At 68.9% G+C, this 15,023-nt stretch carries 12 protein-coding genes and 2 pseudogenes; 10 read left to right on the top strand and 4 right to left on the bottom strand.

The features are described 5' to 3' along the window. Positions 1 to 236 precede the first annotated feature (236 nt). Positions 237 to 467 (bottom strand): hypothetical protein, encoded by a 231-nt coding sequence (locus tag ACIPEK_RS44885; RefSeq protein ID WP_402008504.1) that lies wholly within the window; start codon positions 465 to 467, stop codon positions 237 to 239. 281 nt (positions 468 to 748) lie between these two features. On the opposite strand from ACIPEK_RS44885, the pseudogene ACIPEK_RS44880 reads away from it, so the two are divergent. Continuing rightward, a pseudogene (locus ACIPEK_RS44880) lies at positions 749 to 2,094 on the top strand (SGNH hydrolase domain-containing protein); the annotation flags it as partial. Positions 2,095 to 2,390: 296 nt separating this feature from the next. Here ACIPEK_RS44880 and ACIPEK_RS44875 read toward each other — a convergent pair. Then, positions 2,391 to 3,401 carry a hydroxyacid dehydrogenase gene (locus tag ACIPEK_RS44875; RefSeq protein ID WP_402008502.1) on the bottom strand — a complete coding sequence of 337 codons (1,011 nt, stop codon included), beginning with the start codon at positions 3,399 to 3,401 and terminating at the stop codon, positions 2,391 to 2,393. Positions 3,402 to 3,860: 459 nt separating this feature from the next. Here ACIPEK_RS44875 and ACIPEK_RS44870 point away from each other — a divergent pair, with 459 nt between their 5' ends. The 9 genes from ACIPEK_RS44870 to ACIPEK_RS44830 all read left to right on the top strand — a co-directional run bounded on the left by ACIPEK_RS44870 (position 3,861) and on the right by ACIPEK_RS44830 (position 14,081). Beyond that, positions 3,861 to 5,189, top strand: coding sequence for an extracellular solute-binding protein (locus tag ACIPEK_RS44870; protein WP_402008500.1), 1,329 nt, complete (start codon positions 3,861 to 3,863; stop codon positions 5,187 to 5,189). After that, a complete protein-coding gene (locus ACIPEK_RS44865) occupies positions 5,186 to 6,160 on the top strand; it encodes a carbohydrate ABC transporter permease (protein ID WP_402008498.1) in 975 nt (324 codons plus the stop codon). The genes ACIPEK_RS44870 and ACIPEK_RS44865 overlap by 4 nt, the downstream gene beginning before the upstream one ends. Beyond that, entirely contained in the window at positions 6,157 to 7,023 is an 867-nt protein-coding gene (locus ACIPEK_RS44860; protein ID WP_402008496.1) for a carbohydrate ABC transporter permease, read from the top strand. The genes ACIPEK_RS44865 and ACIPEK_RS44860 overlap by 4 nt, the downstream gene beginning before the upstream one ends. Before the next feature lie 289 nt (positions 7,024 to 7,312). Further along, on the top strand, positions 7,313 to 8,668 hold the full coding sequence (locus ACIPEK_RS44855) for an alpha-L-fucosidase (protein ID WP_402008494.1): 1,356 nt from the start codon (positions 7,313 to 7,315) through the stop codon (positions 8,666 to 8,668). Between the two features lie 45 nt (positions 8,669 to 8,713). Beyond that, a complete protein-coding gene (locus ACIPEK_RS44850) occupies positions 8,714 to 10,147 on the top strand; it encodes a chondroitinase-B domain-containing protein (RefSeq protein WP_402008492.1) in 1,434 nt (477 codons plus the stop codon). Positions 10,148 to 10,275: 128 nt separating this feature from the next. After that, positions 10,276 to 11,703, top strand: a complete 1,428-nt coding sequence (locus ACIPEK_RS44845; RefSeq protein WP_402008490.1) for a chondroitinase-B domain-containing protein — start codon at positions 10,276 to 10,278, stop codon at positions 11,701 to 11,703. Positions 11,704 to 11,914: 211 nt separating this feature from the next. After that, a complete protein-coding gene (locus tag ACIPEK_RS44840) occupies positions 11,915 to 12,688 on the top strand; it encodes a sugar phosphate isomerase/epimerase family protein (RefSeq protein ID WP_402008488.1) in 774 nt (257 codons plus the stop codon). An 89-nt stretch (positions 12,689 to 12,777) separates the two neighbouring features. Then, on the top strand, positions 12,778 to 13,413 hold the full coding sequence (locus ACIPEK_RS44835) for a GDSL-type esterase/lipase family protein (protein WP_402008486.1): 636 nt from the start codon (positions 12,778 to 12,780) through the stop codon (positions 13,411 to 13,413). A 152-nt stretch (positions 13,414 to 13,565) separates the two neighbouring features. Further along, complete coding sequence (locus ACIPEK_RS44830; protein WP_402008484.1) at positions 13,566 to 14,081, top strand: hypothetical protein; 516 nt, start codon at positions 13,566 to 13,568, stop codon at positions 14,079 to 14,081. Between the two features lie 42 nt (positions 14,082 to 14,123). Here the strand turns inward: ACIPEK_RS44830 and ACIPEK_RS44825 are convergent, their stop codons facing one another. Both ACIPEK_RS44825 and ACIPEK_RS44820 read right to left on the bottom strand, forming a co-directional pair. After that, entirely contained in the window at positions 14,124 to 14,639 is a 516-nt protein-coding gene (locus tag ACIPEK_RS44825) for a putative immunity protein (RefSeq protein ID WP_402008482.1), read from the bottom strand. Continuing rightward, a pseudogene (locus tag ACIPEK_RS44820) lies at positions 14,636 to 15,023 on the bottom strand (exonuclease SbcC); the annotation flags it as partial. The pseudogene ACIPEK_RS44820 and the gene ACIPEK_RS44825, both read right to left, overlap by 4 nt.

Here is a 15,023-nt window from a genome sequence, read left to right as displayed (position 1 = left end):
CTGAACGCCTTCGACATCACCTTCGACGGCCGACTCTCCGCAGCCCGACAGTAACCCTCAACAACCCGAGTTACACCGTTCTTTTGACAGACCCGGGTGATCGGTGCTCTTCACCGTGCAGCAGACCGCGAAGAACTGCGGACCAGGTCGGCCGAGGCACGGGCGTCCCTCAATTCCTTCGTTGTGCAGGCTTCAGCCCAGATCAGGTAGACAGTCGGCAGCTCTCGCGCAGGTACTCAGAAGATCGGGAGCTGTTTGCCGTGGTAGCGGCGAACGGATGCGTATCCGGTCCACGGGCGTCCCGCTTGTGCGGCGTGCAGGTCGGTGGCGAGAGGGCTGTAGCCGAGGGCCTTGGCTACCAGTGCCGGCGGCATCTCCAGGACCAGATCGCGCAGGGCCGAGTTCCGCCCGCGACGGATAGGGATGCCGCTGTCCCAAAGGCCTTTGTGGAGGGTTGCAGTCGCCATTGGCTGCCCGGGGACGGCGCCGGGGAAGAGCCGGCAGGTGCGGTTGTTGCGGGCAGTCGTCGTGTGGCGTCGCTGCGGCAGGTAGTCGCGAAAGAGCTGGTCAAAGGGGTGGGGGACAGGGAGGGTTCTCCGCCGGTGAGGTGAACGGTGACGTCCTCGTCGGTGATCTCGATGCCGTCGATGCTCATGCGTGAAATCCGTGTCAGTGGCTGAGCGAAGAGCAGGACGAGTAGCCCGAGGACTCGGGTTTCGAGGCGGATGGAGCTGTCTTCAGCGATGTGTCGGAGGAGTTGGGCCGCGACTATCACGAGTGCGACACCTGGCGGGCGGACACCCTGGACCGGCTGAGGAAGGGACCGAAACCTCACCTGATCGTGATCGCCTCCCTCAACCGCTACACCGATGACCAGCAACTCCTCATCCATGGCTGGGAGAAGACACTGAAGCCGCTGCGCGCGCTCGGGGTGCCGATCGTGTACCTGGAGGACGCCCCGGTGCCGGGTACCGACATCCCGGCCTGCGTCTCCGGTCACGCCGAGAACCCGGCAGCCTGCGCATTCGACCGCGCCTCGGCCCGGTGGCCCGATCCGCGCGCGCGGAGAATCGCGGCCGGCCGACTGCCGGGAGTACGGGCCGTCTCGGTGAACTCGGTGCTGTGCCCGGCAAAGGGGACGACCTGCCCGGCGGTGCTGGACCGGATCCTGCTGTACCGGGACGACGCCCATTTGACCAATGTCGCTGCCGTGGTCCTGACGCCCCGGCTCGAACGGCTTCTCTCGAACGCCGGGGCACTGTCCGGTGGCCCCGCGCAGGAGGCCGACGACTGGACCCGGATCATGCACGACGACTTCGACGGGCCGGCGGGCAGCCGCCCGTCCGCCGGCCGCTGGAAGTACGACATCGGCACCTGCTATCCGGGCTGCCCGGCCCCCCGGTGGGGCACCGGGGAGATCGAGACCATGACCGACTCCACCGACAACGTGCGGCTGGACGGCAAGGGTTCACTGGAGATCGTTCCCGTCCGCAGGAACGGTACGTGGTATTCCGGCCGGATCGAGTCCAGGCGGGCGGACTTTGCCCCGCCTCCGGGTGGCGTGATGCGGATCGAGGCGTCGATCGCGCTGCCGGATGTCACCGGCGCTGCGGCGGCGGGCTACTGGCCGGCCTTCTGGACCCTGGGTGCGAAACTGCGCGACGGGTACACGGGGTGGCCGTCCGTCGGTGAACTCGATGTCATGGAGTCCGTCAACGGACGCGACACCGTCTTCGGCAGCATGCACTGCGGCGTCCTCGGGGCGGCCCCTGCAAGGAACCCGTGGGCCTCACCTCGGGACCGCAACCGTGCTCCGGCTGCCGTGCCGCGTTCCATTCCTATGCGGTCGAGGCCGACTCGAAGGCCGGTGCCGAGGAGGTGCGCTGGTATCTGGACGGGCGGGAGTACCACCGGGTGACCGCTGCCCAGATGGATGCCCGGACCTGGGACCGGGCAGTGCACCACGGGCTGTTCCTGATCCTGAACGTGACCCTGGGCGGCATGCTCCCGACCGACGACGGCGCCGCCGTGGGCCCCGCCACCGAGCCCGGGCACCCGATGCGCGTCCAGCACGTCACCGTCTCGACCCGGTAGGGCGCCGGCTCCTGACCCGTCCGTGCTCCCGCCCGGCCTGCAGTTCCCCGGCCGGGCGGAAGTGCGGCCGGGCGGCCAACGGCAGGCCCCGCCGGGGACCGGTACCGTTCCTGGGCAGTGAGCAGGAGTGAGCCCGCCCCACTGGCACGCCCCGAACGGCGGACTTGCCGTTGCTGCCCAGCGCGAAGTACTCCGGGCTGCAGTGGTACACATTGCCGCATCGTGAAGTTCGTTGGCTCACCATCTGCACCTGCCCGAACGCCGGGCCCGCAGGTGCCATTGCGACCTCCGCGGTGTCAGGCCAGGGACGCGGCGCGGGTGGGGTCGATGGCGTACTGAAGAGGCTGGTCCCCTGTGAAGCGGCGGAGTTCGTCGAGCACAAGTTGTCCGAGACGGTGACGCTCGGCCCCGAGGGCACCGCCGAGGTGGGGTGTCAGGACAACGTTGGGGAGGGTGAAGAGTGGCGAGTCACGGGCCGGAGGCTCCGGGTGCGTGACATCGAGTACCGCGGTGAGGTCGGGTCTGGCACGCAGGACCTCCACTGCGGCCCGCTCGTCGATGAGCGCGCCACGCGCGGTGTTGACAAGCGTCGCGCCCGGCCCCAGGGAGTTCAACAGCCGTGCCCCGATCGTGCCGCGGGTCTCAGGCAGGAGTGGTGCGTGAAGACTGACGACGTGACAGGTGGCAAAGAGCTCCTCAATGCCGACGAGCCGGACGCCCGTCCGCCGGGCGGTGTCTGCGGAGGCGATGGGGTCCATGGCGAGGATCTCGATGTCGAAGCGGCTGAGGTGGGCGGCGACGAGACGACCGATGTGCCCGAGCCCCATCAAGCCCACGCGTGACCGGTAGGCACCCGGGACCTCGGGATTGTGAGGAAAGCGACGGCTGCTCGCCACCTCCCGGGTGATGCGGTGTACCTGCTTCAGCCCGAGGAGGACCTGGGCGAGGGTGAACTCCGCCACCGGAATGGCGTTGGCCGCGGCCGCGGAGACGATCGGAATACCGCGTGCCCAGAAAGCGGGCGTGGTCAGGTGCCGCACGGAGCCCGCCGCGACGAGGACGGCCTGCAGCCGAGGGGCATGCGACAGGAAGGCGGCATCGAGGACGGGCGCGCCCCAGCCTGTGAGCAGGACGTCGATCCGTCCCAGCACGTCGGGATCCTCGTCGAGCTGCTGCCGTGTGAGAGGCGGGCCCTGCCGGTGCACGAGCCGGTCGATTTCGGCCAGAACCTCGCGGGGATAGACGTCTGCCCTGCGTTCTTCCTCCATGACCAGCAGTGCTGTCGGTCTGGGTGCCGGCTCGTTCATATCGGTTGCACTCCTCAGCTCTTTCGCTGACAGGCCGTCAGCGAATCGACTCGCGCCCCCGGGTCGGGCGTGTGGGGAAATGTCTGACCGGATGTCGGAGATCAGCGCCCCGACAACACACTTGCAGCACGATACATCGGATGATTGAAAAACCCTCAAGTGAAGCTTAGCCGCCTGATGTTCGCCGCCCCGGCGGCTGTCACGATCGTGCACCATGTTGGGCGTTCGGCACCCTGCGTGACTGAACCCCCTCCCTTTCAGGCAATACTTCGGGGCATCCACCCCCCTCGCAGGGGCGTCGGACTGCGGGGGTGGGGCACGGAGGCGTATCCGCGCCGATCTCGCGAGCCATCGCGAAATTTTTGTATTCATCGGACTATTGACCGCCGATTCGGTGCCCGTTAGCGTCCCCAGCAAGCGCTTTCCAGGCCAACTGTGATGCGGAAAACGGGAGTTGTCATGCAAAAATCGCGGTGGGTCGGTGCGGGTTTTCTCGCTTCGGCACTGGTCCTCACCAGCTGTACATCCGGGCCTGCGGGAGTGGAAGCCAAGCAGGACTCCAAGGCACCGCTCGAGCTATGGGTCAGGACGACACCGGGCGGACCGGGAGAGCAGGGCACGCTCAGAGTCGCTGCCGCCTTCGGGAAGGCCACGGGCTACAAAGTCGAGGTCACGGCCATCTTCGACGACTTCGAGACCAAGCTGCAGCAGCGGGCCGCGCAGAAGAACCTCCCCGACATCGTCATGAACGATGTGACGCAGCTCGGTGCCATGCACAGCCAAGGCCTGCTCCGGGAGATCGACCTGGACAAGGTCAAGAGCAGTAAGGAGGCTGTCGGCCAGGCGCTGGACTCCGGCAAGAGCGTGGACGGCAAGCAGTTCGGCCTGCCGTACTCGGCGCAGGCGTCCGCGCTGCTCATCCGCAAGGACTGGCGGGAGAAGCTGAAGCTCCAGGTCCCGCAGAACTGGGACGACTTTGCCGCGATGGCCGAAGCCTTCACCACCAAAGACCCCGACGGTGACGGCAAGAAGAACACCTTCGGCCTCGCCGCTCCCCTGTCCACCAAGCGCGGATACGCCTCCTGGTACTTCTCCAACTTCCTCTGGGCCGCAGGCGGAGACTTCATCACCGAGACCGGAGACGGCACGTACAAGCCCGCGATGACCACGAAGCAATCGGTCGAGGCCGTGCAGTGGTTCCGCGGCCTCGGCTGCAAGGACAAGGTCATCCAGCCCGGTGCCGTAACCATGGAAACCCCGCCCACGAATGAGACGTTCGAGGCGGGCCGGACCGGCATGTTCGTCGTCGGCCCGTACCTCATGCCTCGCTTCGATGAGACCCTTGGCAAGGACAAGTACGAGGTCGTGCCGATGCCCAAGGGCCCGAAGGACGCCACCGTGCTTGCCGAGGGCGGCTCCATCTACCTGATGGCGGGCTCCGAGAACCGGGCGGGCCAGGACGCCTTCGCCGACTTCGCCATCTCCGCCGAGGGCCAGAAGACCGGGATGCAGGGCGACACCGGCTTCACCGTGCAACTGCCCGTCAACAAGACGGTGGACATCTCCAAGGTCCGCCCCGACCCCCGCTGGACGACCTACGCCACGGCTTACCAGAACTCCGGGCGGTACGCACCGTCCATCCCGAACTGGACCCCGGTGCGGCAGACGACCGCGGAGACCATCAACGCACTGATGGCCGACTGCGACCTGGACATCGAGACCAAGTTGGGCGAGCTCGACAAGCAGCTCGCCGACATCCTCAAGGAACAGGGAATCGCCGCGTCATGAGTCTCGACCAGGCGAATCCGGCCGTCCCCCCGGCGGCCGGCCCCGCCACCCGGACAACGGGCCGCCCGGCGGGCGGGGCCGCCGCCGACCGCCGCAGGCGCAACGGCCGGGCGGGCCGGTGGTGGACGCCGTGGCTGTTCCTGGCCCCGGCACTGCTCCTCTTCCTGTACTTCAAGTTCATCCCCATGGCCAGCGCGCTGACCATGTCCTTCCAGGACGTCCAGCCCTATCTCGGAAACAAGTGGGTCGGCACCGAGAACTACTCCACGGTGCTTCACTCCGACGGCTTCCGCGAGGCCGCGTGGCACACCGTCGTCCTCGCCGCCGGGCAGACGGCCGGCTCGATGGCTCTCGGCCTGGTACTCGCGCTGCTGATGGAAGGGCAGGGCCGGCGACTGGGATTCGTACGTTCCGCGGCGTTCCTGCCCGTAGTGGTGCCGATCGCGGTCGTCGCCGAGCTATGGCGGATCATGTACCACCCGACCGGGGACGGCATGCTCAACTCCATCCTCGGCCTGGTGGGGCTCGGCCCCTCGGGATTCATCAACGACCCCGACACATCGATGGCCTCCATCATGCTCACCGGCATCTGGCGGGGCGCCCCGTACGACATGATGATCTTCCTCGCCGGGCTTACGAGTGTGGACCGCGGTCTGTACGAGGCCGCGAAGGTCGACGGTGCCTCCAGGCTGCAGCGGGTATGGCATGTGACGGTGCCCGGACTGCGGTCGGTGTTCTCGATCCTGTTCATCCTCGCCGCGATCCGCGGACTGCGCGTGTTCACCGAGGTGTTCCTGCTCACCAACGGCGGGCCCGACGGCTCCACCGAGGTCGTGATGACCCTGATCTACAAGCTCGGGCTGGAGCAGAACCGACTCGGCGTCGGCGCGGCGGGAGCCGTCCTGCTGTTCATCGCGACGCTGATCCTGACAGTCGTCGTCCACCTGTTGCGACGGAGGGAGAGCAAATGAACGCGCCGACCGAGACCGCGCTGGGCCTGACCGAGAGCAGGAGCATGGGCGGGCGGATCCTGAAGGCCGTCACCTACCTGCTGGTCCTGATCGTCTTCGCCGGGCCCCTGCTGGCCCTGCTGGTCAGCGCCTTCGGCCATGTCAAGGACCCGACACAGCTGAGCATCATCCCCTCGGGCCTCACTCTGGACAACTTCAGGATCGCCTTCGACCAGGGCGTGCTCGCGTACCTGCTGAACTCGTTCTTCGTGGTCGGCTTCGGACTGCTGCTCCAGGTGGCCGTCTCCGTCCTGGCCGGATACGCGCTGGCCAGGAAAGTCTTCCCCGGGATGACGCTGGTGCTTGTCGCCATCCTGGCAACGCTGATGCTGCCCGAGGAGATCCTGGCCCTCCCGCTGTCCCTGATCCTCGCCGACCTGCCGGTCGTCCACTTCAACCTCATCGGCACCCTGGCCGGAATGATCGTCCCGTTGGGCGCCTGGGGATTCTCCATCCTGGTGATGACCGAGTTCATGAAGGACGTGCCCCGGGAACTCGAGGAGGCCGCTCGTATCGACGGCGCCGGCGACCTGCGCATCTTCGCCCAGATCATCCTGCCGATGTGCAAGCCCGCGCTCGGGGTCATCGGAGTCTTCGGCTTCACCATGATCTGGGACCAGTATCTGCTGCCCCTCCTCGTCTCCACCGACTCCTCCTCCTACACGCTCCCGCTGGCGCTGCGGACCCTGCGGATCGACCCCGCCGTAACCCCCGGAGTGGTGATGGCCGCCTCCCTGCTGGCCCTGCTCCCCTCCGTGATCGTCTTCCTCTTCTTCCAGCGTTCCTTCGTCCACGGTCTGTCCTCCGGCGCCCTGAAGGGCTGACACCGCGAGCCATCCGCCCGTCAGGCCCGCCCCGCGACGCGCTCGCCCGCCCGGCCGCGCGTGCGGTGCCCGGCCTGCGGGCCGACGCGTGGCGACGACACCACCCACGTGGCACGTCCTCGCCCCGGCGGCCGGCTGCGCGAGGACGTCCGTCGACCGGTCCAAATCCCGCCCGTGCCAGCCGTACCTCGACCCACCCCGCACCACCAGCCCTCCGGTCGCGCCGACCGGAGCGCCGACCGCGCACCGAACGCACCACCAGACGCCGACGACAAGGAGCGATGCCCCCATGACCCCGAGCGCCGACACCCCACGGGCGTACCCGTCCGCGCCCGCCGCGACCACGGGTCCCGCGGCGACCCCGGACACGACCTGGTTCACCACTGACCGGTTCGGCATGTTCGTCCACTGGGGCCTGTACTCCCTCGCCGCACGGCACGAGTGGGTCAAGAACCGGGAGAAGCTCACCGACGAGCAATACCAGGTCTACTTCGACCACTTCGATCCCGACCGCTACGACCCGGCCCAGTGGGCCAAGGAGGCCAGAGCGGCGGGCATGCGGTACGTCGTCCTGACCACCAAGCACCACGACGGCTTCTGCCTGTGGGACAGCGCCCTCACCGACTACAAGGTCACCAACACCCCGCACGGCCGCGACCTCGTCGGGCCGTTCGTCGAAGCGTGCCGCGCCGAAGGGCTCAAGGTCGGCCTCTACTACTCCCTGATCGACTGGCACCACCCGTCCTTCCCCGTGGACGGCACCCATCCGCAGCGTGACGACGAGGAGTTCAAGGCAGCGACCGCCGACCGCGACATCCGCGACTACCAGCGCTATCTGCACGGCCAGGTCCGTGAACTGCTCACGTCCTTCGGACGCGTCGACTACCTGTTCTTCGACTTCTCGTACGCGGGCCGCAGTTGGTGGGGCGGCAAGGGCCCGGACGACTGGGATTCCCCGAAGCTTCTGGAGACGATCCGCGAACTCCAGCCGCACGTCCTCGTCAATGACAGGACCGGCCTTCCCGGCGACTTCGTCACCCCCGAGCAGTACCAGCCCTCAGGTCCCATGACCAAGGACGGGCAGCCTGTGCTGTGGGAGGCGTGCCAGACGCTGAACGGAAGCTGGGGCTACGACCGCGACAACCTCGACTACAAGAGCGCCGACCTGCTGATCCGCATGCTCGTCGACGGGGTGTCCAAGGGCGGCAACCTGCTGCTCAACGTCGGCCCCACCGGCCGCGGCGACCTCGACCCGCGCGCCGTCGCCGTCCTCGGGGAAATCGGCAGGTGGATGGACCTGCACGAGCGGTCGGTCCACGGCTGCGGCCCGTCCCCGTACACCGCCCCCTCCGAGTGCCGGTACACCCAGCGCGGCGACCGGCTCTACGTCCACCTCTTCGCCTGGCCGCTGCGCCATCTGCACCTGCCGGGACTCGCCGGCCGGGTGCGCTACGCCCAGTTGCTGAACGACGCGTCCGAGATCACCCAGGTCCATATCGACCCGGACCGTCCCGCGCTCAACACCGAGATGGGCGGGCAGCCCGTCGGAACGCTCACGCTCCAGATCCCCGTCCAGCGCCCCGACACCCCCGTGCCCGTCATCGAGCTGTACCTGGACGCTCCGGCCGACCGGGCCGACGGCTGAGCCAGGGCCCGGCCCCCGGTCCACCACCACACTCACGGAGGCACCATGCAACGCCGTACATTCCTCATGGGCACCGCGGCAGGGGCAGCGCTGGCCGCCGTCCCCACCGGCGGACTCCTGACCGCGAGTGCGACGGCGGCCCCGGCCGCCGTCAGCTCGCTGGACGAGCTCCAGGCCGCGATCGACCGGGCACGGCCCGGTGACCGGATCGTCGTCGCCGACGGCAGATACACCGTCCCGTCGGACAGGCCCCTCACCATCCGGAACAAGCAGGGCACCGAGCGCGCGCCCGTGACCGTCGTCGCCCAGTCCTGCGGCGGCGTCGTCCTCGACGGTGCCCACAGCTTCGTCTTCGACCGGTCCAGCCACATCACCGTCAGCGGATTCTCCTTCCGTCAGAGCACCACCTTGGACATCCCCGAGACCTGCTCGCACATCAGGCTCACCCGCAACGATTTCCAGCTCGCCGACATCGAGGGCGTGCACTGGGTGATGGTGCGTGCGGACGACAGCTCGGTCGACCACAACCACTTCCACGGCAAGAGCACGCTCGGCATCTACCTCGGCATCGAGGGCGCGGGAACGGAGGAGATGGCCCAGCGCGTCCACGTGTACCGGAACTACTTCTCCGACCACAGCTTCGCCGGGTCCAACGGCGGTGAGCCGATCCGGCTCGGCGTCAGCCCACGGGCGCTGTCCAGTGCCCACGCGGTCGTGGAGTACAACCTGTTCGAGCGCGCCAACGGCGACCCCGAGGCGATTTCCGTCAAGAGCTCGGACAACGTCATCCGGTACAACACCATCCGCGACAGCTTCGGCGGGATCGTCCTGCGGCACGGCAACCGCAACCGGGTGGACGGCAACCATCTCGTCAGCGGCACGGAAGGTCTGCGGATCTACGGCAACGACCACCTGATCGTCAACAACTACCTCGCCGGACTGTCCGGGCGGGCCCTGGTGATCGGCAGCGGCTCGGAGCGCGACCACCTTCCCGGGGAGCCGGCCGACGAGCGCCGCGGCAACGACGCACCCGACCGGGTCCTCATCGCGTACAACACCCTCGTGAACAACAAGGGCACGCTCTCCGGGGAGAGCCAGCGCCCGCACGAGCCGCGGGACGTGACCGTCGCCGACAACCTGCTCGTCTCGGACTCGGGCGAACTGGTCGCGATGGCGAACACCGTGCGCTTCACCTGGTCGGGCAACATCCTGTGGGGCGCCGCCGCCGACGGCAACATTCCGGCCGGTGGCTACACCCGTATCGACCCGAAGCTGGTGACATGCCCGGACGGCATAGCCCGGCTGGCCCCGGACAGCCCGGCGATCGACGCGGGCACACTCAGGCGGCCGCCCGTCACCCACGACATCGACGGCCGACCGCGCGGGCGGGCCCGGGACGTGGGCGCGGAGGAGTACTCGAACAGGCCGCCCCGGCGCCCGCCGCTGAACCCTGCCGACGTCGGCCCCTACGCTCGCTGAGCACACCCACGAGAGGCACAGCCGGCCCGGTTCGCCCCCCGGCTGTCCCACCGCGGGTCACCGGTACGTCCGGCCGCGGGGGCTGTACAAATCCGGCCCGTACGTCCTTGTCGCAACAGGAGGCCATCATGCAACGACGCACGTTCCTCAGAAGCACCGCGGTGGCAGCGCTCGCCGCCGTGCCCCTCACCACCACGCTGTCGGGCAGCGCATCGGCGGTCGACACGCCGGTCGGCTCCCTGGCCGAACTCCAAAGTGCGATCAACGGCGCCGCACCCGGCGACCGGATCGTGCTGGCCGACGGTACCTACACCGTTCCGTCGGGAGGCGCCATCAACGTCTCCGGCAAGAACGGCACCGGCGCCGCACCGATCACCATCGTCTCGAAGACCCGCGGCGGCGCCGTGCTGCGCGGCGAACGCAGTTTCGTCTTCAACAATTCGAGCAACATCACCGTCAGTGGCTTCGCCTTCCGCCAGAGCGCCACGATGGAGATCCCGGCGAACTGCTCGACGATCCGGCTGACCCGCAACGACTTCCAGTTCGCGGACATCGACGGCCTCTACTGGGTCGTCGTGCGGGCGAACGACTCGAAGATCGACCGGAACCACTTCCACGACAAGACCACCGCCGGCATCTTCATCGTCGTCGACGGCCCCGGCTCGACCGACATGGCCCAGAACCTCCACATCTTCAAGAACCACTTCTCCGACCACAGTTTCACCGGTGCCAACGGCGGTGAGCCGATCCGGCTCGGCGTCAGCGGCCGGGCGCTGTCCAGTGCCCACGCGGTCGTGGAGTACAACCTGTTCGAGCGCTGCGACGGAGACCCCGAGGCCATCTCGGTGAAGTCCTCCGACAACACCGTCCGTTACAACACCATCCGCAACAGCCGCGGTGGGATCGTGCTACGCCACGGCAACCACTCCACGGTGGAGGGCAATTACCTGATCGGCGGCACCGACGGGTTGCGGCTGTACGGCAACGACCACCTGATCGTCAACAACTACCTCAACGGACTGTCGGGCCGGGCCCTGGTGGTCGGCAGTGGCACCACCCGCGACCACAACTCCGGCGAGACAGCGGACGAAAGGCGGGGGAACGACGCGTGCGACCGCGCGGTGATCGTGCACAACTCCCTGCTCAACAACGCCGGCATGCTCTCGGGCGAGACCCGGGAGTACGAGCCACGGGACGTCGTCATCGCCGACAACCTGCTTGTCGGCGACTCCGGCAGCCTCGTCGCGATGGGGGCTACCACCGGCTTCACCTGGCAGAGCAACATGTTGTGGGGTGCGGCCTCCAACGGCAATATCCCATCCGGAGGCTACACACGGGCCGACCCTCAGCTCGGTCAGGGATCGGACGGCGTCCTCCGGCTGTCGGCGGGAAGCCCGGCAATCGGCGCGGCCACGCTGGGCAGCCCGGCAGTGGTCGATGACCTCGACGGCGACCAGCGCGGCAGCACGCGGGACATCGGTGCCGACGAGTACTCGACACTGCCCGCCCTCCGCCACCCCCTCACGACTGCGGACGTGGGTCCGAACGCATCGTGAGCGGCCACCGGTGACGGGGCGGCCGGTGAGACGGTCCGCCCGGCCCATCGGCCGCCCCGGCCCACCGGCCGCCGCCGTACGGCCCCGGGAAGGGCCACAGAAGTGCCGCCGCGAGGCGACCGCAGAAAGGGAATGACGTGACCGTGAGGCAACAGGGCGTAGCGCGGCGTACCGCGTTCCGAGCCGTCCACCGACCGGGTCGGGTGGCACCGTGACCAGGCTGGGTCTGTGCTCGGTCACCTTCCGGCGGCTGCCCGCCGCCGAAGTCGCACGCCGCGCCGCGGACGCGGGACTGGAGGTGGTCGAGTGGGGAGCGGACGTGCATGCGCCTCCGGAGGACCCCGGCACCGTCCGCGCGGCCCGTGACGCTTCCGACAGGTACGGGCTCACCTGCTGCTCGTACGGCTCGTACTTCCGCGCCACCCCCGGCGAGCCGGCCGAATTCCCGGCGGTCGCCCGCGCCGCGGTGCTCCTCGGGGCACCGCGGGTGCGGGTCTGGGCGGGCAGAGTCGGGTCGCGGGCCGCCACGCCGCAGGAGCGGCGCGGGATCGTGGCCGGCCTCCGGGAGGCGGCCGGGATCGCCGCGGACCACGGGCTGGAGCTCGCGTTGGAGTTCCATTCGATGACCCTCACCGACACCGTCGACTCGACTCTCCGGCTACTGGACGAGGTGGGCGCGGACAATCTCCGCACGTACTGGCAGCCGCCGCTCGACGCTCCCGACGCGGAGGCGCTGGCGGGGCTCGCCGAACTCGGCGACCGAGTCGGCGCGGTGCATGTCTTTTCGTGGTGGCCGGGCAATCGCCGACTGCGGCTGGCAGACCGTGAGGACCTGTGGACCGGGGTCTTCGACTTGCTGAAGGAGCGGCGCCTGGAGCTTGAGGCACTCTTGGAGTTCGTACCCGGCGACGATCCCGCCGTGCTGGCGCGCGAGGCCGCTACGCTGCGGCGCGCGGCGGCTCACCGACCCGGCTCTCCGGCGTAGTTGACCACAGGAGGCGGTCAGCTGGTGTACACAACCTGCTGACGAGCGGCCCCACTCCACCACACCACCCCGACGCCAGGACGGCAGACATGCGCATCAACGAGAAGGACACACTCCTGTTCATCGGTGACTCCATCACCGACGCGGGCCGCGACCGCACACATTCCGCATCGCTCGGCAGCGGTTACGTCCAGGAGATCGCGCGGACCCTGCGCGCCCGGGCGGACGCCGGACCCGGCCCTGTTGTCATCAACAAGGGCCTCAACGGCAATCGTGTGTACGACCTCGAATCCCGCTGGACCACCGACGTCATCGAGCACCGGCCCACCGTGGTCACGGTCAAGATCGGCATCAATGACACCTGGCGGCGCTACGACCGGGGGATCATCAGCCCGGTCGACGAGTTCGAGGCATGCCTAGACCGCCTCCTCGCGGACACCGCGCGCGAACTGTCCGCACGACTGGTCGTCATCACCCCTTTTCTGCTCCCCGTCACCTCCGGCCAGAACGACTGGTACGAGGACTTGTCGCCCCGTACCGACGCCGTGCTTCGCGCCGCGCTGGCCAACGAAGCCCAGGTGGTCCGTGCGGACCTCGCCCTGCTCCGCGCCGCAAAGGAGAGGGCGGCAGCGGAGCTGGCACCGGACGGGGTCCATCCAAGCCCCCTCGGTCACAGGCTGATCGCCGATGCCTGGCTCGCCGCGGTCGACTCTGTCCGCCCCTGACCTGCGACGGCAGTCCCATACGGAGAGGCCCGCGTTGTGCAAGCGGCGGCGCAGTTCGTTGCCCCAGCCCCGGGGCTGGTAGCGCAGGGGCCGGCGGAAGCGGTCGCTCACCGGTCGGGACCGTCCTCGGAGAGGATCACCACGTCCATGCGGTGTGCGGCCATCCAGTCGGTCAGGAGCGCCGGGCCGCCGCCGATCCCGGCGACTTCGCAGAAGCCGCGGTGGAGCCAGAACGGATCGACGCCGATCCGGCGGCAGGTCCGCTGAATCGTCTCGACCAGCGCGCGGTCAAAGGCGCCGAGGGCAGGGTTCTTGGGGGCGGCGAAGTAGCGGCCGCGGGTGCCGGAGCCATCCGCGCGGCGGTGCGCGAGGTGGGCGGCGAGGAGTTGGCCGCGCTCGCGGAGTTCATCAGGGAGCTGATCGTGCAGGGCACCAACGAGGGCCTCGCCGCCGCACGGGCCCGAGGCCGCGTCGGCGGCCGGCCCACCGTCGTCAACGACAAGCTGCTGCGCGCCGCCCGCGACATGCTGCCCAACCCGGAGAACAGCATCGAGACCATCGCGGCCCTGCTCGGCGTCTCGGTGGGCACCCTCTACAACCACATCCCCGACCTCAAACGGCTCCGCGTCTCCCGCGTTCCCACACAACTGGACGGTGGTGCCCGGTGATCCCCGCTGGGCCAACCATGAGAGGCCGTGCACGGTTCGGCTTCAGCAGTCGAACACCGACCAGCAGATGTCGTTGCGCAGCCGCTGGTCATCAAGTACGAGCTCGCGGATCGCCTCCGGGAGCTGATTGCGCTGCCACTGGCACTCGAGTCGTCCTGCGATCTCGCTCTCGCCTTCCGGTGCCGCTGCACGTGCGGCCTTGATCGCGTAGGCGGCCGCGCCGAGCTCGTGCGCGGCGACGTGGGCGACGGCCCCGGCCTGGCCCGCGGCGTACGCGGCATGTCGTGCTGCCCCAGGCAGGTCTCTGGCTGCCCCCATCGCATGGCCGCCCGCCGCGCGGGCCTGCATCATCTTGACCTCGCCACGTACCCAGGCCCGGGCATGCTCGATCGCCTGGCGCGGTCGCGGGTCCCCGGGCTGGGCCGACTCGAAGAGGCCAAGGATGTGCTCTGCACAGGCGGCAGCCCATAGAGCGAGGAGACGGTGATCCGCATCAGTGAGGGTCCCACCACGGCGGATCGTCACGAAGCGTGGGTCGCGGACCTTCGGGAGGATCATGACGTGCACTCCCTCCCGCGCACATCGGTACCGCTCGCTGCGGTGTGCCCTGGCGGCCGGTCAGCCGCCTGGCGCAGGGAATGATCCAGAGTGCTCATCAGCCGGGCGACACGACTGCTGCCGCCTGTCGCGGGCGGGTAGCGGCAGAGCACATCGATGAGCACCGGTGTCGCACGCTGCCGCGACCGTTCCAGCAGGGCATCCCCGACCGCTGGATCACCGCCCGCCTCGATCTCCCCGATGCGCGCAGCGCTCGCGCAGGCCCGCAGGATGTGGCCGACCTGGCCGACCTGGGCGATGGGGTGCAAGTACGCGGCCGAGGCGGCGTCCCCGGCGGACCGCGCGGCCAGTCGCGCGGCTTCGGAGGGCGCGGACCGGGCGGCT

Source organism: Streptomyces sp. NPDC088246 (assembly GCF_044741025.1).
Lineage (GTDB): Bacteria > Actinomycetota > Actinomycetes > Streptomycetales > Streptomycetaceae > Streptomyces.
Note: the sequence above shows the minus strand (reverse complement) of the source record. Positions and strands in the feature narration are given on the sequence as shown.